General features: G+C 56.0%; 23 protein-coding genes and 1 tRNA gene. 9 read left to right on the top strand and 15 right to left on the bottom strand.

Translation table 11 applies throughout. The features are described 5' to 3' along the window. Nucleotides 1–2: 2 nt before the first annotated feature. Nucleotides 3–296: an EscU/YscU/HrcU family type III secretion system export apparatus switch protein gene (locus tag HQL76_04920; protein MBF0108496.1), complete on the top strand. Its 294-nt coding sequence runs from the start codon at nt 3–5 to the stop codon at nt 294–296. A 3-nt stretch (nt 297–299) separates the two neighbouring features. On the opposite strand, the gene HQL76_04915 is transcribed toward HQL76_04920, so the two are convergent. The 5 genes from HQL76_04915 to HQL76_04895 form a co-directional block, all read right to left on the bottom strand. Beyond that, entirely contained in the window at nt 300–1,121 is an 822-nt protein-coding gene (locus HQL76_04915; GenBank protein ID MBF0108495.1) for a DUF922 domain-containing protein, read from the bottom strand. A gap of 36 nt (nt 1,122–1,157) precedes the next feature. After that, complete coding sequence (locus HQL76_04910) at nt 1,158–1,799, bottom strand: ABC transporter substrate-binding protein (protein ID MBF0108494.1); 642 nt, start codon at nt 1,797–1,799, stop codon at nt 1,158–1,160. Between the two features lie 74 nt (nt 1,800–1,873). Continuing rightward, nucleotides 1,874–2,320, bottom strand: a complete 447-nt coding sequence (gene mlaD / locus HQL76_04905) for an outer membrane lipid asymmetry maintenance protein MlaD (protein ID MBF0108493.1) — start codon at nt 2,318–2,320, stop codon at nt 1,874–1,876. A 52-nt stretch (nt 2,321–2,372) separates the two neighbouring features. Next, on the bottom strand, nt 2,373–3,110 hold the full coding sequence (locus HQL76_04900; protein ID MBF0108492.1) for an ATP-binding cassette domain-containing protein: 738 nt from the start codon (nt 3,108–3,110) through the stop codon (nt 2,373–2,375). A 288-nt stretch (nt 3,111–3,398) separates the two neighbouring features. Continuing rightward, entirely contained in the window at nt 3,399–4,106 is a 708-nt protein-coding gene (locus tag HQL76_04895; GenBank protein MBF0108491.1) for an ABC transporter permease, read from the bottom strand. A gap of 477 nt (nt 4,107–4,583) precedes the next feature. On the opposite strand from HQL76_04895, the gene HQL76_04890 reads away from it, so the two are divergent. From HQL76_04890 to HQL76_04870, 5 genes are all read left to right on the top strand, one after another. Continuing rightward, a complete protein-coding gene (locus tag HQL76_04890) occupies nt 4,584–5,405 on the top strand; it encodes a VacJ family lipoprotein (GenBank protein ID MBF0108490.1) in 822 nt (273 codons plus the stop codon). Nucleotides 5,406–5,485: 80 nt separating this feature from the next. Further along, the gene (locus HQL76_04885) at nt 5,486–6,568 is read left to right on the top strand and encodes a tetratricopeptide repeat protein (GenBank protein MBF0108489.1); all 1,083 of its coding nucleotides are present in this window, start codon (nt 5,486–5,488) and stop codon (nt 6,566–6,568) included. 13 nt (nt 6,569–6,581) lie between these two features. Further along, entirely contained in the window at nt 6,582–7,778 is a 1,197-nt protein-coding gene (locus HQL76_04880; GenBank protein MBF0108488.1) for a L,D-transpeptidase family protein, read from the top strand. A gap of 5 nt (nt 7,779–7,783) precedes the next feature. Then, entirely contained in the window at nt 7,784–8,254 is a 471-nt protein-coding gene (locus tag HQL76_04875) for an NUDIX domain-containing protein (GenBank protein ID MBF0108487.1), read from the top strand. A 115-nt stretch (nt 8,255–8,369) separates the two neighbouring features. Next, entirely contained in the window at nt 8,370–8,732 is a 363-nt protein-coding gene (locus HQL76_04870; protein ID MBF0108486.1) for a hypothetical protein, read from the top strand. 115 nt (nt 8,733–8,847) lie between these two features. Here HQL76_04870 and HQL76_04865 read toward each other — a convergent pair whose 3' ends face one another. Continuing rightward, the gene (locus HQL76_04865; protein MBF0108485.1) at nt 8,848–9,084 is read right to left on the bottom strand and encodes a hypothetical protein; all 237 of its coding nucleotides are present in this window, start codon (nt 9,082–9,084) and stop codon (nt 8,848–8,850) included. Nucleotides 9,085–9,311: 227 nt separating this feature from the next. Between HQL76_04865 and HQL76_04860 the strand changes: the two genes are divergently transcribed. The 3 genes from HQL76_04860 to HQL76_04850 all read left to right on the top strand — a co-directional run bounded on the left by HQL76_04860 (nt 9,312) and on the right by HQL76_04850 (nt 13,420). Further along, nucleotides 9,312–9,388: transfer RNA gene (locus tag HQL76_04860), tRNA-Pro, on the top strand. 103 nt (nt 9,389–9,491) lie between these two features. After that, nucleotides 9,492–11,327 (top strand): tetratricopeptide repeat protein, encoded by a 1,836-nt coding sequence (locus HQL76_04855; protein ID MBF0108484.1) that lies wholly within the window; start codon nt 9,492–9,494, stop codon nt 11,325–11,327. Further along, on the top strand, nt 11,324–13,420 hold the full coding sequence (locus tag HQL76_04850) for a tetratricopeptide repeat protein (GenBank protein MBF0108483.1): 2,097 nt from the start codon (nt 11,324–11,326) through the stop codon (nt 13,418–13,420). Before HQL76_04855 ends, HQL76_04850 begins: the two co-directional genes overlap by 4 nt. 219 nt (nt 13,421–13,639) lie before the next feature. Here the strand turns inward: HQL76_04850 and HQL76_04845 are convergent, their stop codons facing one another. The 9 genes from HQL76_04845 to HQL76_04805 all read right to left on the bottom strand — a co-directional run bounded on the left by HQL76_04845 (nt 13,640) and on the right by HQL76_04805 (nt 20,810). Then, the gene (locus tag HQL76_04845) at nt 13,640–13,924 is read right to left on the bottom strand and encodes an integration host factor subunit alpha (protein MBF0108482.1); all 285 of its coding nucleotides are present in this window, start codon (nt 13,922–13,924) and stop codon (nt 13,640–13,642) included. Nucleotides 13,925–14,187: 263 nt separating this feature from the next. Then, entirely contained in the window at nt 14,188–14,520 is a 333-nt protein-coding gene (gene soxZ / locus HQL76_04840; protein ID MBF0108481.1) for a thiosulfate oxidation carrier complex protein SoxZ, read from the bottom strand. A 56-nt stretch (nt 14,521–14,576) separates the two neighbouring features. Continuing rightward, nucleotides 14,577–15,053 carry a thiosulfate oxidation carrier protein SoxY gene (locus HQL76_04835; protein ID MBF0108480.1) on the bottom strand — a complete coding sequence of 159 codons (477 nt, stop codon included), beginning with the start codon at nt 15,051–15,053 and terminating at the stop codon, nt 14,577–14,579. A 159-nt stretch (nt 15,054–15,212) separates the two neighbouring features. Next, nucleotides 15,213–15,893 carry a NapC/NirT family cytochrome c gene (locus HQL76_04830; protein ID MBF0108479.1) on the bottom strand — a complete coding sequence of 227 codons (681 nt, stop codon included), beginning with the start codon at nt 15,891–15,893 and terminating at the stop codon, nt 15,213–15,215. A gap of 290 nt (nt 15,894–16,183) precedes the next feature. Then, nucleotides 16,184–17,470, bottom strand: coding sequence for an FAD-dependent oxidoreductase (locus HQL76_04825; protein MBF0108478.1), 1,287 nt, complete (start codon nt 17,468–17,470; stop codon nt 16,184–16,186). 23 nt (nt 17,471–17,493) lie between these two features. Next, on the bottom strand, nt 17,494–18,126 hold the full coding sequence (locus HQL76_04820; GenBank protein ID MBF0108477.1) for a cytochrome C: 633 nt from the start codon (nt 18,124–18,126) through the stop codon (nt 17,494–17,496). 96 nt (nt 18,127–18,222) lie between these two features. After that, the gene (locus tag HQL76_04815) at nt 18,223–18,804 is read right to left on the bottom strand and encodes a DUF302 domain-containing protein (protein MBF0108476.1); all 582 of its coding nucleotides are present in this window, start codon (nt 18,802–18,804) and stop codon (nt 18,223–18,225) included. Nucleotides 18,805–19,387: 583 nt separating this feature from the next. Continuing rightward, the gene (locus HQL76_04810; protein ID MBF0108475.1) at nt 19,388–19,822 is read right to left on the bottom strand and encodes an NUDIX domain-containing protein; all 435 of its coding nucleotides are present in this window, start codon (nt 19,820–19,822) and stop codon (nt 19,388–19,390) included. Between the two features lie 124 nt (nt 19,823–19,946). Continuing rightward, complete coding sequence (locus HQL76_04805; GenBank protein ID MBF0108474.1) at nt 19,947–20,810, bottom strand: YkgJ family cysteine cluster protein; 864 nt, start codon at nt 20,808–20,810, stop codon at nt 19,947–19,949. Nucleotides 20,811–20,978 lie beyond the last annotated feature (168 nt).

Raw genomic sequence — 20,978 nt, 5'->3', positions numbered from 1 at the left:
CGATGGCGGAAGAGAAAAACGACAATCCCTTGAGCCGCAGGCAGGCAGTGGCATTGCGTTACCAGCGTGGCAAGGATTCTTCTCCAAGGGTGACCGCCTCGGGACGGGGACGCATTGCCGAAATCATCATGAAAAAGGCGGAGGATGCCGGAGTGACCCTCATGGAGGACCCCGACCTGGTGGCAGTACTGGGAAAGATTCCCGTGGGGCAGACCATTCCACCGCAACTCTACCGCGCCGTGGCCGAGGTCCTGGCGTATGTTTATCGCATCAATAAAAAACTCGACGTTCGATGATCTTCAATAAAAAGAGGTCCCATTATTGACTCCATGTGCCGTCCTGCGGTCGTATTCCCGGTTACGGGCGACAATCTTGTCGAAGAAAATCTTCCAGAGCCTGACAAAGATTCGTTGCTTGTCGGCACAGGCGTTCTCGGGCAGCTCTGCAAAGGCGTCATCGACCGCCTGTTCAAATTCGATGAATTCGCGAATGGCGATGTGGGCATGCCCTTCTTCATGGCGCGTCAATGCCCGATGAAAAAACGCCCAGGCATCCACCATCCCGTGCGCCCCTTCTTCGGGATTGGTCCATTCGGGCAGGGTCAGGGTGATTCGCAACCGCACCTGAAAACTTTCCGAGCGGCACAAACCGGTCACATGTTCTGGCGAGGCATCATTGAGAACCAGTGAAAATCGGGATTGGGTGCAGGCGATCGATTGTTCCGATTCGTGATGAAGAATCGAGGCCTTGCAGGGGGACCCCCGTTGCATGGCCTCGTTCAATCCCGCCACGGAACGACCTTGGATCGGGTAGGAGATGTTTTTGATGTGAACATGCCGGTTCAACTTTGCCGGCAGAATCGGTTTGACGTGTTCGATGTCATGCAGACGGGGATCGTCCGCGTCGATCGGTTTTCCTTGATCTTCGAAAAGGGAGCAACCTCCGACAAGAAAAGTGAACACCAGAAAGGTGAAAAGATGCCGGACCGATGTCGCGAACAGCGGCCCAGGGGATGAGGCGTGGGCCGCCAGCGCCAGTCCACCCCAATCCGATGATGGGACATCGAGTCCGGGGTGGTGGATCGGGAGTCCTGATAAAGTCCGGGACGTTCGAAAACACATGATCGGCTGGCCGGGCGATGGTGTGGTCCCAGGGGGTCAAAATTTTGTTTCCTTGCTGTTTTCCTTGTTTTTTTCCTGTATCTTCGTCAGCAATCCCTCGATGTCGGGATTGGCGGATTGCAGCAGTTGTTTGAATTGGGAACGATAATTGGATATGACGCTGACCCCTTCGATGATGATGTCGAAGACCAACCATTCATCCCCTTTGGGATACATTCGATAGGACATGTCATATTTCTGCCCCTTGGCGGCGACGATGCTGTCGATCCTCAGAACCTGATTGGAGAGGGGGACTTCGTTGGTGAAGGTGACCTCCTCGCCGCTGTAGCGTTCGATCATGTTGAAATAGGTGTTTTCCAGCATGGTGCGAAAGGCCAGGGCAAACCGTTCTTGTTGCTGGGGGGTGAATTTTTTCCAGGGAACGCCGACTGCCCCCTGGGCCATCCGTTGAAAATCGAAGGCGGGATAGATGATCTCCTGAAGCATCCTGCGTTTGTTGTCCCGTTGTTCCGCGCCGATGTAGGTGGGGTCCTGAAGGATGGCCAAGGCGCGGCGAACGGTTTGTTCCAGACGTGTCATGGCGGCGGAAGGGGTCGTCGGGGAGGCCGACACAGAAAAGGCAAGGAAGAAGAGGAGGAGAAGGGCGGAAAGGCCCATGAAACGATGATGACGCCTCATTGTGTGGAGGTCTCCGAATTTTGTGTTGAGATGATGGGATCCATGGGTGGATGTCGGTCTTTTGGATGGTACCATCAGATGCTGCCATGAACGAACTGGCTGATCAACTCTTCAAAATTGATTGCCGGTTCGGTTTGCACGAGGGTATCGTTTTCCTTGAGCAGAGTGTTCGACCCACCGGGACTGATGCTGACATAACGGTCACCGATCAATCCTTTGGTGCGGATGGAAGCGATGGCATCGTCCTGGATCGGGACCTCGGGTTGGATGAGGAGCCGAACCTTGGCCTCATAGTCCTCCGTATCCAGGATGATTTGATCGACCCGGCCAACGGAAACGCCGGCAATTTCGATGGTGGCTCCCGATTTGAGGCCAGACACCGAGGAAAACTTGGCCCAGATCGGGACATGATTGCCGCCCACCAGTTCCATGCGTGCCAGTTTGATCGAAAGCCATCCCAGACAGAGTAATCCAATCAGGACAAACACGCCAACGGACAGTTCCAGTTTGCCCTCTTTCATGATGGAGGATCCTTTCTTGGTTGAACGTTGGTCGAGATTGGTACCATGGCGGTTACAGGACGGTGACTGGACCATCGACATCGCCATGGATGAACTGGCGGATGATCGGATCGTCGGATTCCTGAATGGCCAGTGTCGGGCCCGAAGCGCGAACCTTGCCCTGATGAAGGACAATCGCATGATGACACCATTTGAAGATGGCGGGAATGGCGTGGGAAATGAGGACCATCGTCGTTCTGGTGCGCATGAAGGTATCGCAAACGAGGTGGTGAATGGCATTTTCGATGATCGGGTCGAGGCCCGCGGTCGGTTCGTCGAGGAGGATGATTTCGGGTTGCGTGATCAGCGCACGCGCGAGGGCAACCCGTTTGTTCATGCCGCCACTGAGTTCGTCGGGAAATTTTCGTTCCATTCCCGCCAGGTTGACCGCTTCGAGGGCCCGGGTGACCCTTCCCTGAATTTCCGCTTCGGACATCGTGGAGGTTTCCCGAAGAGGAAAAGCGATGTTGTCGAATACGTCGAGGGAATCGAACAGTGCGCCCCCCTGGAACAACAGGCTGATGCGGCGACGGATGTTTTGCAGGTCACGTGGGGCCATCGCTTCGATGTTTTTGCCGTCGATGGTGACGGTACCGCGGTCCGGACGCATCAGGCCGACGAAATGTTTGAGGGTGACGCTTTTGCCGCCGCCGCTGATGCCGAGAATGGCGGTAACGTGGTTTTTGGGAATATCGATGTCGATGCCATCGAGAACCGCACGGCCATCAAGTCGTTTTTCGACCCCCTTCATGGAAATGATGGGAGGAACGTGGGGATTGGCACGGTATTCACGGCATTCCTCGGCGAAGAGTTCCGTCAGGCAGGAACGGAGTCTCGCGGGGGAAAGGTGTCCCAATGCGACCAGGGTGCGTCCGATAAGGTGATTGATGTCGCCGGGATCAATCGCGGATTGGGCGGCCAGGGCTTCATCGAGTTGCTTCGGGGTGATGCAGCCGGCGGCCAGGAGCCGTTGCCCTAGTGGTTTGGGGCCGAGGCCAAAGGTGGGTTGATGACGGGACGGGGCGGTCACTGGACGATCCTAGAGCATGATGGCGGTGATGAAATAATCGCTGACGAGGATCAGAACGGAACTTTGGACGACGGCCGAGGTCGTGGCATGACTGACCCCTTCGGCCCCTCGGCGGGCGAAAAATCCCTTGAAGGAACAGACGCACGCGATGATCAGGCCGAAACAGAGGGACTTGATGAGACCGGTGTGGATGTCGTGCATGGATACTGCCGATTCGATTCCCCCAAAATAGGTACCGGCGCTCAGGCCCAGAAGTTGCACGGATACCAGGTAGCCGCCGAAAATGCCGACGACATCGAAGATGACCGTCAGGAGTGGCAGAACGACGAGCCCTGCCAGGAAACGGGGGACCGCCAGAAAATGGATGGGGGGGATTCCCATCACTTCCAGGGCATCGATCTGTTCGCGGATGCGCATGATTCCCAGTTCCGCCGCCATGGCCGAACCGGCGCGTCCGGTGATCATGAGACCGGAAAGGACCGGCCCCAGTTCCCGGATCATCGACAGGGCCACGGCGGGTCCCAGGAGCGCTTCCGAACCGAAGCGGCTCAAGGTGTAAAATCCCTGGAGCGCCAGAACCATGCCGGCGAATATGGCGGTCAGTCCGATCACGAACAGGGAGCGGACGCCGATGAAGTGAATCTGTACGAGCAGGTCGCGCCAGCGCCACGGGGGGGCGGGGATGACGGCAAGGGTGCGCAGGAAAAAAAGAAACATCCGTCCTGTTTCGAGGGTGAAGTCGAGGGTCCCTCGTCCCAGTTCCTGGAGGAGGACGAGGAGGCGCCCGGGGCGAATTCCTGAAGGATCGGTCGATAAACTTGACAATTTTCCTACCACGATTTGTTTTTATGTCGAGAGTGGATTTTCATTGATGAATCGACCTTGGTTTCGAAGGCCAACGCAAGTCCGTCGGTGAAATCGATTCCGCCGGAGTGTCATGGCGACCCGGACCGGTCGTGACGGGCATCGACATGGTTTTTGCGGCGCCGATATCCGGCAGGGGCGCCTTTGCGACGATGTCCATCGCGATCATTGCATTCAGTCGGATTATCGCTCATCATCGTGTGGTTGACAAGGCGCCTGAATGAGCCTTTCCGGTGGCGGCTTTTCGTTTCCCAGGCCCGATCGTCCGCGGGACGGAAGGCGGATGAACCGTGGGTTCCCCTGGGACCCGATACAATAAAGAGGATCGCGATGTCGTTACGTTTCCCGATAATCTTTTTTCTTGCGTTGTTTTTGGCGTCGGAATCACTGGCGACGGGTGGCGCCGATCCGGGGACTGCGGCGACGATGGGGGCTTCCGTTGGCTCCTCCGCGATGGCGGTCCAGGCCGGAGGGGCCGGTCCAGGGATGGGGACGGGGGATTCCATGGACACGGTCGATGACATGGAATTCCAGGAATCCCAGGAAACCATCTCCGATCCACTGGAACCGTTCAACCGGGCGATGTTCGTGATCAACGACATGGTCTACACGGTGGTGATCAAGCCTCTGGCCCATGTCTATGCCGCCGTGGCGCCGGAGGTTGTTCGTGCGGCGGTACGTAATTTCTTCCACAATTTGGCGATGCCGACCCATTTCGTCAACGCCCTGTTGCAACGGAAGAGTGATGTGGCGGGGCGGGAGTTGTTCCGTTTTCTGATCAATTCCACCGTCGGGGTACTGGGATTTCACGATGCAGCCGACCAGATGTTTCAACTTAAATCGGGTGACGAGGATACCGGGCAGACGCTGGGGACCTATGGAATTGGCGATGGCGTCTACATCAACTGGCCTTTGATCGGCCCTTCCAACCTGCGCGATACCGTGGGTCTGGCTGGTGATGCCTTTCTCAATCCGTTGGGGTACGTTCCGAGCGAAATCTGGGTCCGTGGTGGCATTCAGGGCTATCGACATCTGAACGAAACCTCGCTCAGGCTTGGGGAATACGAAGATCTCAAGAAGGCGGCCCTGGACCCCTATGTGGCGGTGCGGGACGCCTATCTGCAAACGCGGCGCAAGGCGCTGCGCCAGTGAAAAAGAGTCAAGGTTTCTCCGGTGCGGGGTGTGGTCGATGTCACGGTGGGAAACCGGTTTTTTCGGGATTGTTGGAGTCGATGCGGGGTCGAGTGCAGGCGATGCTGGTCTGCCATGGACCAAGGTCACGGCCATTGGATACCGGATTTCTTTTCATGATGCGTACCGTATTTTTTCTCCTTGGTTTTTTGTTGTGGTTGGGATCCTGGACCGCTTTGGCGGCTGCCGAAATCGATGACATCTACGCCTTGGCGGATCAGAAGCGGTTTCCCGAGGCGATGAATCGGCTGGAAGGGTATCTGCGGAAGAATCCCAAGGACGCCCAGGGACGGTTTCTCAAAGGGTTGATCCTGACCGAACAAAAGCGGCCCGATGAGGCCATCGCCGTTTTCAAGAGCCTTTCCGCCGATCATCCCAATCTGCCCGAACCGTACAACAATCTGGCGGTCCTCTATGCCGAAAAGGGAATGTATGAAGAGGCGAGCGAATCGTTGAAAAAGGCGATCCGGACCCATCCGAGCTATGCCACGGCCCATGAAAACCTGGGCGACATCTACTCCAAGATGGCCTCCCAGGCCTACAGCAAGGCCTTGTCCCTCGATGCCCAGAATCGTGCGGCGCAGACGAAACTCGATCTGATCCGCAAACTGTTTGCCCAACAGGGAAATGAAGTCTCCGCCGATGTGAAACAGGATTCTTCCCCTGCTTCTCCGGAGATTCCGTCCGCCATGGTCGTCCCTGAATCTCCCGCTGCCGCCCCCGACCCTCCGGCCCCCCCGGCCCCCCCGGCCCAACCCGAAGACCCCGCAGTCCAGATCAAGGGGGAGATCGGGCGCAGTATCGAACAATGGGCCAGGGATTGGTCCGAGAAGAATACCCGCGGTTATCTGGATGCCTATGCGGTCCGGTTTCAGGTTCCGGCCCCGTTCACCAGTCGTGCCGTCTGGGAGGCACGGCGCAGTCAGGTCATCGGCCAGTCGGGCGGGTCGATTTCGATCGACATTTCCGATCTCAAGGTTACCATTCTCAATCCGGGTCGTGCGCAGGCGACGTTCAAACAGGACTATCGGTCCCCCAGTTACAAGGACACGGTCAGGAAAACCCTTTCCATGGTTTTGGAAAATGGCCGCTGGAAAATCGTGCGGGAAAGTTCCGGGGGATAGCTTTTGGCATTGGATGGCGTCGCTGTCGGTTTGCGTCGTGGTTTTCTTCAATGTTCCTGGGCTGGCCGCGACGGATGCAATGGATGTTTCCAGGCGCAGTGGTCGGGTGTCCGATGATCGGACGACCGATGGAAACCCTCTTGAACGGCTCCTGATTCAAGGTCTCGAGCTGATCGGGCGCAACCGTCTTGACGAGGCGGAGTCCACGATCCGCCGCCTGCTGACCATGCGTCCCGATTTTCGCCTGGCCAATGTGGTTCTGGGGGACCTGCTGTTGCGCCGTGCGGGAGGGGTTGACCGATTCGGCGCCGGGGTGGTGGACCGGGACAAGGAACTGGCCGATCTTCTCGCGGAGGCCCGGGTTCGATGGGACAGCGAACGGCGTCCCGCCACGAACGCCCTACCTGGGGAAGTTCTCCGCATTCCGGCCCGCTATTCTCACGTTGTCATTGTCGATTTCTCCCGTTCCCGACTGTATCTGTTCCGCAATTGGCAAAGCATTCCGGAAAAGGTGGCGGACTATTATATCGCCATTGGCAAGGAGGGGAGCGGCAAAACGTTGGAGGGGGACAAGAAAACTCCGATCGGATTCTATCATGTCACCGGTCGGATGGGAGACGACACTTTGCCGCCGTTCTATGGTGTGGGCGCGTTTCCTCTGGATTACCCCAATGCCTGGGACCAGCTTCATCAGCGGACGGGCAGTGGCATATGGTTGCATGGTTCTCCCACGGATACCTACAGTCGGCCTCCGCGTGCGAGCGATGGTTGTGTGGTATTGACCAATCCTGACTTCAGTGACCTGGGAAAATCGTTGCTTGTGGACAACCCGGTGATCCTGACCGAGCGTATCGAATGGTTGGAGCCAAAGGCATGGTGGCAGCGTCGCGAGCAGATGCTGCAACGGGTCAATCGCTGGCGCGACGACTGGATCCAGAAAAAGGGGGAAGGAATCTTGCGGCACTATTCATCCAGCTATCGGGGGACGCCGCGGATGGATGATGGAGCGGCCTGGAATCTTTTGCTCGACGGGCGGGTCGATTTGCTGGATCCGGGTTTGATGGGGTATCCTGGCGACGAGTCGATGATGGTGGTGATCTGGGGCGAATGGCAAACCTCGGATTCGGCGCGGCATGGGGTGCCGATGACCCAATATTGGCGTCCCGAGAAGGGGACCGACTGGAAAATTGTTTTCGAACCCAATGGATGACGATCATGTCCGTGAACCAGGATCCCGCGTCCGGGAAAACACGACGTCTTTTGGCCACCGTTTCGGCCCATGTGATTCTGGTCGATCGAAAAGTGGACCGGGATGGACCGCGGATTCTGCTTGGGAAACTGGCCTATCGCGATCATCGTTGGGGAAAGTGGTCTTTTCCGGGGGGGTATATGGATCACGGGGAGGAGCCCGAGGTGGCCCTGTGTCGCGAGGTTCTGGAGGAGACGGGCATGCAACTGCTCTCCTGGGAACGAATCCAGGTGCAACCCATGTTGCATCTGGAACATCCGCATATCAGTTTCCTCTATTCGAGCGATCATTGGCAGGGCGAACCGGCGTGTCTGACCCGGGAATTTCTGGATCTGCAATGGGCTGACGAAGCGGACTACCGGAAGATGGTGATGGAAGAGGCCCTGGCCTATCCTTGCATGCGCGAACAGGTTGTGTTTCTGGGATGGAATGTGTAGAAGGCTTCATCCGGGCGCGGCAAAGTTTGTCGTGAAACACTGTGGCTCATTCGGAATATCAAATGCCTTCAGGCCGTGAAAAATGTTGTTCCAACCTGAGAATGGATTTTAAGTTATGAAATTATTCAGGAAGGTTTTTTCCACGATATTGTTCGCCTGCCTGTCGATCCAGATCCACCTTGCCCAAGCCGACGAAGCCCCGCCCAAGGATCCAAAGGGTGGGACGACACAGGAGGCATTGGATGAAGCGAAAGCGTTGTTTCTCGAAGCGATGGAGGCCCTGAACCGGGCCGGAAAGCGGGCCTACGAGGACAACGCGCCCGAGGTCGGAAAAAAGGCGCGCGACATGCTCGATGAGTCGAAAAGGCTCCTGGATCAGTGGATGGATCGGGTGCGGAAAGAGATGGATCGGGAAAGTTCAACCCCGAAGGCGCCACCTTCCGCCCCTTCTGGTGACCAGGACCGATCATTCATCTGATGGGGCATGACGGGCGATTTCCATCCCTCGGGCCGGTATCCCAGTGGCAAAAGGGGACAGCGCAGGTCCATGGGAAAAAATTGCCCTATGGCGCGTCGCCGAGCGGTCACCTGGTTTATACCGCCGTGCTGTTCAATTGCATCTTTTGCAGCCCCGCATTGGAAATCGAGACCCGATAGGCCGAGGAGGAACGAAATGTGGGGGTCGGTTCGTTCAAGCGGTCCGATCCCTTTTCACGCACGGTACGGATGCTGGCCGGCTTGGCGGTATTGTCGCGGGGTTGTTGATGCAGACCGGCGGCCATTTTAACGGCGCGATCGATCAGGTAGCTGGCGGCACTGGCGATATCCATGGTGTTTTTTCCTTCCTGTCCGATTCCGGAATCGTGGTGTGTGTTCCGGGATCCTTTTTCCGAAGATGGGGCGGCGTTGTTTGTCATGATGCTGTCGGCGCCGCTCGACAATTCAACATGCAATCGTCATGCCTGTTTCCGTATAAAAAGATTTGCCTGATTTCTTGTCAAAACGACTGGTAGTTCTGGACAAACGGATACGATTCGGTTACGCTTCGGGCCGATGTCGGGGCGTGGCGCAGCCTGGTAGCGCACTAGCATGGGGTGCTAGGGGTCGGAAGTTCGAATCTTCTCGCCCCGACCATCGAATCCGGGGATGAAAAGAACGGCGGCCAGGGGAAAATTTTTCCAGGCCGCTTTTTTTGTTCCGGTTTCGGAAAAAATAGTGAAAGAGAAAAGGGCGCGTCATGAATCCGTGCGGCGACGCTGACGCGACACGCGAACTCCTCGAACAGGGGTGGTCCCGTTTCCATCAGGGACACATGGATCAGGCGATCGAATGTTTTCGTCTGGCGCTGTCGGGACAACCACGTTCTCCCGATACCCTGGCCGCATGGGGGCAGGTCCTGCTGGTCCAGGGACGGAGCGAAGAGGGGTTTCAATATCTCCTGGAGGCCCTGCGCATCCGGCCCGATCATGTCGTGTCCCTGACGATTCTGGCCCAGGGGTTGGCCGATGCAGGTGAACCGGACGAGTCCATCCGATTTTTCCTCCGGGCGCTCGATTACGATTCCGACTGGATTCCTGCCCTGGTCTCGCTGGGGCGTTTGTTGCTTTCCCTGGGACGAACGGCGGAGGCGCGCATCCATCTGGAACGGGCGCTTGCCGTGGTTCCCGATCATTCCGATGCCCTGACCTGTCTGGGAATGGTTCTGCAACGCCTTGGGGAATGGGACCTGGCGGAGGCAAAGTTTCGCCATGCCCTTCGGGTTCATCCCGACGTGTGTCAGGGGCACAATAATTACGGCAGTGCGTTGCTGGAGCGGGGCGCGTTTGCCGAAGCGGCCCGGCAGTTTCGACTGGCGCTCCAACAGTGTCCCGAATACCCCCTGGCCGTGAACAATCTTGGGGTTGCATGGCACAAGGAAGGCCAGATTCTTGACGCCATGGAACAGTTTCGCCACGCTTTGCGCCTCAAACCCGATTATTTCGCGGCGGCCAACAATCTGGGCCTGGCGTGTCAGGAACTGGGGCGTCTCGACGAGGCCCTGGAATGGTTTCAACTGGCGTGCCGGATCAATCCCGATTTTGCCGACGCCCGGTATAATGAAGGGTTGATCTGGTTGACCCGGGGCGACTTCGAGCGGGGATGGCGTGGTTATGAATCGCGCCTGGGAATGGCCAGGTACCGCAACCATCTGTTTTTTCGTCCAGCGTGGGCGCTTTCCCTGGTTCCGGGGGGGCGCGTTCTGGTCTACTGTGAGCAGGGGTTTGGCGATAACATTCAATTCATCCGCCTTGTCACGTTTTTGGCACAGGCGGCGATGCGGGTGACGCTGGTCTGTCCTGGCGCTTTGGCCCGTCTTTTTTCCACAGCGCCGGGGATTGACTGCCTGGTGGTGGATGAGACCCCGGCCATGGCGGAATATGACCTGCACCTTCCCTTGTTGAGCCTTCCCTGCCTCTTTGGAATCCGTCCGCATACCCTTTCCTTCGTCCCCTATCTGGCGGCGGATGCGTCTGGAATGGCGGCGTTCCGGGAACTTTTCCTTCCTTTCCGAAAGAGGCTGCGTATCGGCCTTGTCTGGCGCGGCAATCCGAAGCATCTGCTGGATCGTTACCGTTCCATGCCACCGGGTTTCTTTTCGACGCTTCTTGATCTGGAAGGGTGCTCTTTCATTGGACTTCAGAAGGACGCGACCGCCGACGAACTGAAACTTTTTATGGTCGCCGGAGACAATTTTCTCGATCTGGGAGGTCGGCTGCATGATTTTGCCGATACCGCCCTGGCGGTTGCCCATTTGGACGTGGTCATCGCGGTGGATACCGCCGTTGCCCATCTGGCAGGGGCCATGGGCAGGCCGGTATGGCTTCTGTTGCCGGCAGTGGCGGATTGGCGTTGGCTTCTGGATACGGAAACGAGTCCCTGGTATCCGACGATGCGTCTGTTTCGCCAAGCGACGCCGGGAGATTGGGCGGGCGTACTGGCGCGGGTCAAGGGATGCCTTCATGAATGGATTGCCCGTCCGATTCATTCCCCCGTTTCTTCCGAACAACCCTGTTTTGCGGATGCCCGTTCATGAGTCCTGGCGTGTCACCCCGTATTCTGGATCAGGCGCTTGATCATTTTCGGGCGGGTCGCCTGGATGAGGCGGGACATGGTTGCCTGCAACTCCTTGGGGGCGATCCAAACGATCGGGAAGCGTTGCATTTGTTGGGGGTCGTCGCCCTGCACAAAGGCCGCCTGGACGATGCCGCCTTTCTCATTCGTCGTGCCATCGACGTGGGGGAACAAAGCCCGGAGGTGCATAATAACCTGGGTAACGCCCTCAAGGGATTGGGACGGGTCGATGAGGCGGTCTCAAGCTATCTCAAGGCGTTGGCTCTGAGGCCGGAGTACGCCAATGCGCACAATAATCTGGGCGCGGCACTTCAGGATCAGGGAAATTATCGGCAGGCTCTTGACCATTTCCAGAAGGCGCTGGCCCTGCTTGGACCCGTGCCCCAGATTCTCAATAATGCCGGGAACGCCCTTCAGGAACTTGGGCGCCGGGATGAGGCGATCGATCATTATCGCCAGGCGCTTGATCTTCTTCCCCAATTTCCCGAGGCGCTCAATAATCTGGGGCGCGCTCTGGTGCATCAGGGGCTGGTGGCGGAGGGGATGGAACGATTTGCCGAGGCGATTCGGATCAAGCCTGATTATGTCGATGCCCTGGTCAACCTTGGACGGGCGATGTCGGACGACGGGCAGAAGGAAGACGCGGCCCTGATGTTTCGTCGCGCCCTGGATATCGATGCCGATCATGTCGTTGCCTGCCACAGCCTGGGGGCGGTTCTTCAGGAATTGGGGCGACTCGACGAATCCATGTCGAACTATCGTCGCGCCTTGGAACTCGATCCCGATCATCATGAAGCCCTGACCAACCTGGGAGTCGCCCTGTTGGACCGCGGCGAGACCGAAGAGGCAGTCCGGATGTTTCAACGGGCCATCGAACATGCCCCCGGGCATGTCCTGGCCTGGAACAATCTGGGGGTTGCCCGGCAAAATCAAAATCGCATGGAAGAATCGGCTGCCTGTTATGAACAGGCCCTTGCCCTGAAACCCGATTATTACGAAGCCTGGAACAATCTGGGGGTGGCGCACTACAAGCGGAACCACCTGTTGCAAGCCATCGACCTGTTCATGAAGGTTCAGGAGATGGCTCCCGATTATCCGGATGCCTACTATAATGAAGGGATGGCACGATTGGCCATCGGTCATTTCGAACGTGGATGGCAACTGTGTGAGTGGCGTTTGAAAATGCAGGCCTACCGCATCGCCGGCCATGCGGCGCCGCTTCTCGATCTGGCAATGGTCAGGGGACGGCGCATTCTCATTCATTGCGAGCAGGGGATGGGCGACAGCATCCAGTTTATCCGCTACGCGCTCATGGTGCGGGAATTGGGAGCGACGGTCGTGGTTTTTTGTCCCGGTCCCCTGACCCGGCTGTTTGCGACCGTCCCTGGAATCGATTTTTTGTCCGATGATCCCGATTTGATTCCGGAATGTGATCATCGGCTCCCCATTCTCAGTCTTCCCCTGTTGTTTCAGACCCGCCACGACACCATTCCGGCGACGGTTCCTTATGTCGTGGCGGATCCGGATCGGGTTGCGGCGTGTCGTCAACGTCTGGGGCCCTGGCCCGGATTGACGGTGGGCCTGGTCTGGCGTGGCAATCCGGGACATTCCAACGACCGTAATCGTTCCATGGGGGTGGAGACGATGTCACGGTTGTTCGAGGTCGAGGGATGCCGATTTGTCAATTTGCAACTGGGTTTGACCGAGCGGGAACGGGTTGTTTTTTCCGGGTGTGTCCATGGGATCGATTTCAGTGCCGATTTGTCCGATTTTTTCGATACCGCCGCGGTCATCGCATCCCTGGATCTGGTCATTACGGTCGATACGGCGGTAGCGCATTTGACGGGAGCGTTGGGGCGACCGGCCTGGGTACTCCTGCCCAAGGTTGCCGACTGGCGCTGGCTTCAGGAACGGGAGGACAGTCCCTGGTATCCGACGTTGCGTTTGTTTCGGCAGGTCGATTTTGCTGATTGGGGATCGGTGGTTCAGAGGGTGGCGTTGCAATTGGCCAAAGTTGTCGGAGAAGCCGAGGTACCTTCCGTGCGCAATTGTTGAATTATTGAAAGAAAAAAGGGGTCTTGGGGATTGCCCCCAGGGTTTTGATTTTTTTTTCACGCGCCATTTCACCCGAAGCAAATTTTCGCAAAAACCGCAGAAATTCGCTTCGGGTAAAATGGCGCGTGGAAAATCAATCTTATGTCATCCTTGGGATTTTTTTTTGCGCATCTTCCGCGCAAAAAAAAATGCCGTCCATGAAACAAGTCCTGGACAGGATCAAGCGTTGTTGACCCTCTTGCGAAGAATGGCGGATGGTTTGAAAGTGACGACCTTGCGCGCCGAAATTTCGACCTCTTCCCCCGACTTTGGATTTCTGCCCCGTCGTGCGTTTTTTTGTCGTACCTGAAAATTGCCAAATCCCGGAAGTTTGACGGTCTCACCTGATTCCAGTTGGTGTCGGATCAATTCGAAGACTTCATCGACCATGATGGCGGCGTCCGAACGGGACAGACCAAGGTTGCGGTATACGGCATTGGCCAAGTCGAGTTTTGTGAGAGACATGTGATGACCTGGATCAGGTTGAAAGCGTTGAAACGATTGCGCATCTTACAGCAACGACAAACATTTATGCAATACTTTTATGGATTGGACGAGAAGGGGAGACGATCGACCATCACGAGGCGGGTCGCGCATGACCGTTATTGCGAGGTGTGACTTTTGCGCGGGACCGGGGGAGAGTTCTCCCCCGGCATCTGTTTGAAGGTTTTGGCGACCATGGATGTGATTCATGGCGCCAAGAGCTTCTCTTTTTACCGTGCTTGTGATCAGGCGACGGTGATGGTTTCGGATGCCTTGAATTCCTGCCCCTTGTCATCCTTCCAAATGACTTCGACCGGACCGGTCTTGTCGGCTTTCAGATGAAAGCCCAAATAGGGGTTCTTGGAGACGGCGCCGGTCCAGACGGCATCCAGGACGGTCTTTCCGCCGTAGACCGCTTTGACGCTGACGATGTGGTGCGCCGGAATGACTTCGCCTGAATCCTTGTCCTTGCGCAAGCCGCTTTCCATGGGATGTTGGATCATGGTCTTGATGATCACCAGATCCCCTTTTTTCACGGGGTCCTTGGGTACGCGAACTTTTGGGCTGCCGATGGTCATGATGGGTCCTCCAATACGGTAGTGAATTCGATGGTCAGGATGGATTCATGTGCCGGTCAACCGGCGCAGCCCCCCTCGGCGACCTCGACCTTTTTGGCAAAGCCGTAGAGAGAACCGGTATTGCTTTTGGCAACGACGCGAAGGGTGGAGGTCTTGGCCATTTTCAGCCGAAATTCGACGTTGACCTGACCGCTTTCGGGAATGAAGGCGTAGCTGGCGACAAACGGTTTGGGATTGTCATCGACGAAGACAAACACTTTTTCGATGTAGTTGTTGGCTTCCATGGGGTGGTTGACGACAATGGGAACCCGTACCATGGCGCCGTTTTCCGCTTTGTCCGGGGTATCGACAACAACCTTGTCCATGGTAACGGTCCCCGGGCCAACCTGTTCCGCGATCAGGGCGTCGATATTGGCTGAGGCATTTTTCGGAAGACCCGCCAAGGTCCCGCCCATGGCCGCGGCAACCCCTGCCGCGCCAACGGACCGGAAAAATCCCCTGCGGTTCATCGCCAGAATATCCTTGTTTTCCATGCTCGGCTCTCCAAAAGAGTTAAGAATCAATCGCATCGTCGGTATGATCGCGATCCGTCCGTCCATCATCCAAATGAGTTTGGGATTTGAAGAAGTACTCCAAACCTTAAGGACCGATCGAAACAACCACCTCCAGACATGCCACGGCAGCGTTCGGCATCATTTGGATCCCGAGCCGGAATCGGCGGCCTGTGCCGGAGAGGTTTCGGATTTGACCTCCGGTTTGTCCGGGGTTTTTTCCGTTGGTTTTTCCTTTTCAGGTTCCTTGGGTTCCTTGTGTACAATGCCGGAATGGCAATCGACACAGGTCTTGTCGGCGCTTTCCATGACCCTCTTGTGCTTGCGCGCCGCCGATTTTTCCTGTTCCTCCATGTCCATGGCGTCAAACGAGTGACAGTGGCGGCATTCCTTGGAATCCCGTTCCCTCATGTTCGCCAACACATTCTGCGCCAGATGCCAGCGATCTTTCTCGAAGGCCTCGCGGGTGGGATAGGTACCGATCAGATGATGATAAATATCCTTGGAACCGATGGTCAGTTTGGCGAGAAATTTGTCGATGTAGTCGCCAAAGGTTTTGCCATTGGGGACATGGCAGTCGGAACAGGTGGCGCGAACCCCCGACCGGCTCGTGTAGTGCTTGCTTTCCTTGTATTCCTCGTAGACCCCGTCCATCTCATGGCACGAAATGCAGATATCCATGCTGTTGGTGGCATTCATGGTGAAATGAAAAACCAGGAAAAAAACGACTCCTCCCAGGAAACCGACGCCCAGAAGGAGACCCAAGGCAATTTTTTGATGGGGACGGCTCAGCAGTGCCCAAAGATTTTTGATCAATCCCATGGTTTGTTAATCCTCGTGGAAAAAAGTCGCGAATTGGTTCAATCGAATGATCCTGAAATATTTCCTCAATCGCCGTGAGCGTACACAATGCCCCAGGCCAATGGCAAGGACAAACTCTTTGGAACCGAAGGCGATTGACGGCAAAAAAAGGTAAACGCGGAGGTCATCGGTGAACCTGTGGATGGTTTTGCGGTGAATCGACGGAACTTTGGAAAAAAAAGGGCGGGGCATGAACACGACCCCGCCCGTCGATCAGCGGATGTTTCCCGATCCATGCAACCGGGGAAGCATCAGGAAAAGGTATCGGCCATGATGCTCTGATACCAGCTTTCATTGTAGAGGGCTTCCTGCTGCCGGACGGCATCGGACGCATCGGCGGCGGACAGACCTCCACCCACCTCCTTGATTTTTCCTTCCTGCAATTTGTACACAGCCGCGACCGAGATTCCGTAGGTCGGGCTCAGCATGCTGTAGCAGGTATTGACAAAGGAAGGTTCGCCCGGTTTCTGTCCGTTGAGGAGGGCGACGATGGCGGCGGCGCAGACCTTGGCTTCGGAGTTGGCGGCATAGCCCGACTTGGGCAGTCCGGTGGCGGCGCTCGCGTCACCGATGACGTGGATGTCCTTGTGCAGTTTCGATTCGAACGTATCGAAGTTGATGGGACACCAGCCCGATTCATCGGTCAATTTGGCCGCTTCGGCGATGGCATTGGCTTTCTGTGGCGGAATGACGTTGATGCAACTCGATTTGAATTCCGACATTTCGGTATAGACGGTCATGGTTTTGGCATCGACCCGGGTCACCTTGCCCCCTTCGCCGCCGGGAACCAGTTCGATCTTGCTCTTGTCGGTGCCGTAGCCGTACAACTTGGTCCACCCTGCCGTGAACAGACCCATCTTGGAAAACTTGTCCTTGGGATCAAGGATGAGCACCTTTGATTTGGGTTTGTTCTTCATCAGGAAGTGGGCAACGAGGCTGGCCCGTTCGTAGGGTCCGGGGGGGCAGCGGAACGGGTCGGGGGGGGCGATCATGATGAAGGGATCGCCATCGCGCATCGCCGACAACTGCTTGTTGAGGAGGACGGTCTGTGGACCCGCATTCCAGGCATGGGGCATTTTTTCGAGCGCTTCGGCATCATAGCCCTCGACCGGCTTGAAACCGACTCCAGGGCTGACGACCAGGCGATCATACTTGAACTTCGTTCCCCCCTTGGTGGTGACCGTCTTGGTGGCGGGATCGATTTCGGTGGCCTCTTCATGGACCACTTTGACCCCATGGTTTTTCAATCCCTCGTAGCCCCATTTCTGGACCTCGATGTCGCGGAAACCGGCGACGACCCAGTTGGAGAGCGGGCAGGAATAATAGTTGGGGTTCCGTTCGATCAGGGTAACCTCGATGGCGGGGTCGGCCATGCGAATATACTTGGCGACAATGGAACCACCATAGCCGCCACCGATGACCACCACCCGTCCCTTGTCGGCGGCAAATCCGGTACGGGAGACCGTCGTGCCGGAGAGCCCTACCAGGGCCGCGGCGCCGGACAGTTTGACGAAGGTTCTACGATTCAACATCGACATGACAATCCTCTCCTCTCGACCGGTTACTTCTTGGAGGCGTAAAAGTGGGAAACGGCGATCAGATCTTCCAGGGAAAGTTTCTCCATGGCCGTTTCCATCTTTTTCTCTTGCGGAACCTTCATCGCCGGATTCTTGTAATCCTGCATCTTGATGATCAGGTAATCGAGCCATTGTCCGGCGACCCGGGGGGTATCTTCGTCCTGGAAGGCGCCGGCGTCTTCATGACACTTGTCGCATTTGGCATCGGCGGTCACCTTTTCACCCTTGGCGGCCAGGGCGGGGTCGATGGCGGTTGCGTGTTTGGAATTGGCGTGGCTTTGTGCGCTTGCCCATTTCTTCTTGGAGAAAAAGTCGGCAATCAGGGCGATTTCCTCGGTGGAATAACCCTTGGCCAGACGTCCCATGATCGTCGAAGGACGGGTCCCATCCTTGAACTCACCCATGAGGGTTTTAAGATGATTCGCGGGAAATCCGGCGATGGTCGGCATCGATGGGCCCCCGGAGATTCCATCCGTGCCATGGCATCCGGCACAGGTATTGGCCAACATGGCGGCGGTCGCGCCCCCTTCGGCAGCCGAAGCGGTCGTCCCCATCAGAAAACCTCCCGCCATGATCCCGCTGACCAGTGCCAGCATGTGGACTTTTTTTCGATGCATAATTTCCTCCAATGACACCTTTGATGAAACCCGATTGTCGATGATCCCCACGGAGAGAAAACAGATCCTCCTCCGCTCCCCACCCTGAAAGCCTGATTAAAATTCACCCTTTGCCGCTCCATGCAGCATCTTCCAAATGACGTTGCGAACCCGCAAAGCCTCGTTTCTCAATTCATCCGGCAGCTTTTTTCCGCCATGGATCATCATGTCCAGGTTCATGGAATAAAGCCAAAGTTTGCCATTCTTGTCTTCGACGACCGAGATGCGGCACGGCATGAAACCTGTATAGGCGTTCCTGTAATCAGCCATCATCTTGCCCACCTTGGCATCGCAAAAACTCAAGAAGGAGATATGCCGATACGGTTGTCCCGTGACCGCTTCCACCTGCTTGTAGAAAAGCGATTCACCGACAAAGAGAAAATTATTCTGGACAGCCAGACTCTTGAGCGATTCCTTGACATCTTCCACCTTCAGCGCCGGATCCTCGACGGGAACCGTCCACATCATCGCTTCGCCCGGATCTTTCGTGGTCAACAGCTTGGTGGCAAAATCCTGATAGATTTCCATGTACCCAGGGTCGAATTCGGCCATGATCGGGGCGATGCGGACAAAGGCGTAGGCCCCTCCCAACAAGGTCACCAAACCCAACATCGCAAAAATGTTTCTGATTACCGCCATGGTTTCCTCCAGAGTGCATGGTGCGCCGATTCGGTTACGACCCCTGTCCCGTCTTCCTTCTTTCCACCGTGGTGACGGTACTGGCGGTCACTTTCATAAAATCATTTCAAGTCAATGAAGTCCGCTCACTATTTCCCATCTGGATCCTATAGTGTTTGATGAATAGATGATGAACCGGGGATAAGTCAATCCTATATTTGACACTATAAATTTAAGAAGTCGATCATATGCTGATGATCTCTTCTCATTATTTCTCATGTATTTTTCTTCATTTCAAATCCATTCCTTCCCCAAGGCATGGCGTTTCCAGGGATGGGTCAGTTTTTTACACGAAATTACAAAATGTTAAGAAAATCGCATCCGTTTGTGATGGTTTGGACGTGGCACGGCTTTAACGTGGATTTTACAATTCTGGATTGCGTTAATTGAATGATGGCGGAAAAAAAAGCAAAATGAAAATTTTATTGATTTGTTATCGTATTTTTTTATGAAGAAAAATGAAGCCGGGAAAGAGGGGATTGAAGTCGGATTTTACCCGATTCCTGGCATGAGGGAGGCAGGATTCGATGTGCAGGAAGCGGAATCAGAACCAGGATTGGACCAGTCGTCCCAAATGGACCGGATGACGTTTTTCGGGGAGAAGGGATGACCTGATCTCAGGTCCAATGGCGGGATAAAGGGTATCGCGGGACAGCTCCTGGATGGGAAGCCAAGCTACATCGTGGGCGCTGGTGGCGGTGGGGATGCAATGGGGGATTCCGGAGATGCGGGTGATTTGAAAGACAAGGTGCAGCAGGTGGCGTTCCTGAACCAGGGTTTCGCAGGTAAACAGCAGGTCTCCCACCCCAATGTTGACTCCGAGTTCTTCCAGAAACTCACGATGGAGGGTATCGATCACGGTTTCCTTTCCCTCCTGTCCGCCGCCGGGAAGATTAAAACGGTCGTGACCATGGTAGGCATAACGCAGGGTCAATATCCGGTGACCGTCGATGAAGAGACCACTGGGACGGATCAGCATGGGAAAAACTCTGGCGGCATCAAGAAAACAAAACCTTCTGGGACAAACGTTCCTCGTTCCTGTGTTCCTGTTGTTTCGGTGACACGGTACATGACTTTCGAGGGCAACTCCATGTTGAGCCAGTTTACGGTTTGTTTTTCTTTTTCTTGAGTTCTTGTATGGCATCGGGTTTGACCTTGACCGCATCGTCGCCGAAAAGAACACTCTTGAGCCAGGAAAAGGCAAAATCGGTCAGGGCCAGGTCGTCTTCCCGGATCGACCGTTCCGTTTCGGGATCCACTTCAAACCGTTTGAGAAAACTGGAATCGAACACGAACCGGCGAAAGGCATCCGGGTTGGTGCTGGCCATATAGAAGAATTCCGAAAGTTGCAAGGCTGTGGCAACGCCATCACCCGCGGAACGCCGTTTGAGGATGAATTCCATCCATCCCCGGTTTTGGATGTCATAACCATCCGATCCCTGATCCGCCCGCCATTCCTGGATGGTCCAATCCCTGGATTCACGATGACCGTGACAGAACTCTTCCTTGATGAGAAAGAAAAACTCATCCTCGTTTGTTGTCTCCTGTTTGTGCATCAGCGCCATGCCGATGGGGTAGTAACGGCAGGCGACGGGACGGTCGCTGTAGATGTTGCATCCTTCCGGTCCATTGAAGGGGCATTGCCCGGTCTTGGGATCCATCCGGATCAAGGGTACTGGCAACTGTCCCTTGGTCAGGGTGAACGGGGTGGCGTATTGAAAGAGAAAACTTTCCACATCAAGCCCCAAACGGCGGCGGATCCGGATCAGATCATAGGGGGTCAGGATGATTTCAATATTGCGACAACAGGCATTGAAACAATCGATGCCGGGATGGCAACGGAATTGAAAGTGTTCCGCGCCTGTCATCCGTACCGGATGCAGGACGTTGCGTACTTCCTGGGGGATGTCGCGGAACTCTTCGTCCAGGGCCAGGGCTTTGTCGCGGGCGGTTTGGTCATTGGACACGAAAGTGTGGCTCCAAAAAGAATAATACGGGTCCAGGGGGATTATCCCCCTGGTGGGGTCCAGGGGCAAAGCCCCTGGTGGGGTCCGGGGCGAAGCCTCGGAGCGTCTTTTGCGGGAATCTTGCTTCGGGTGAAAGGGCGCGTGTTTTTCTTTCAATAAATGGACCCG

The sequence above is a fragment of the Magnetococcales bacterium genome (assembly GCA_015228815.1).
Lineage (GTDB): Bacteria > Pseudomonadota > Magnetococcia > Magnetococcales > UBA8363 > UBA8363.
The sequence above is the reverse complement of the archived record's forward strand: the minus strand, read 5'-3'. Positions and strand labels throughout refer to the sequence as shown.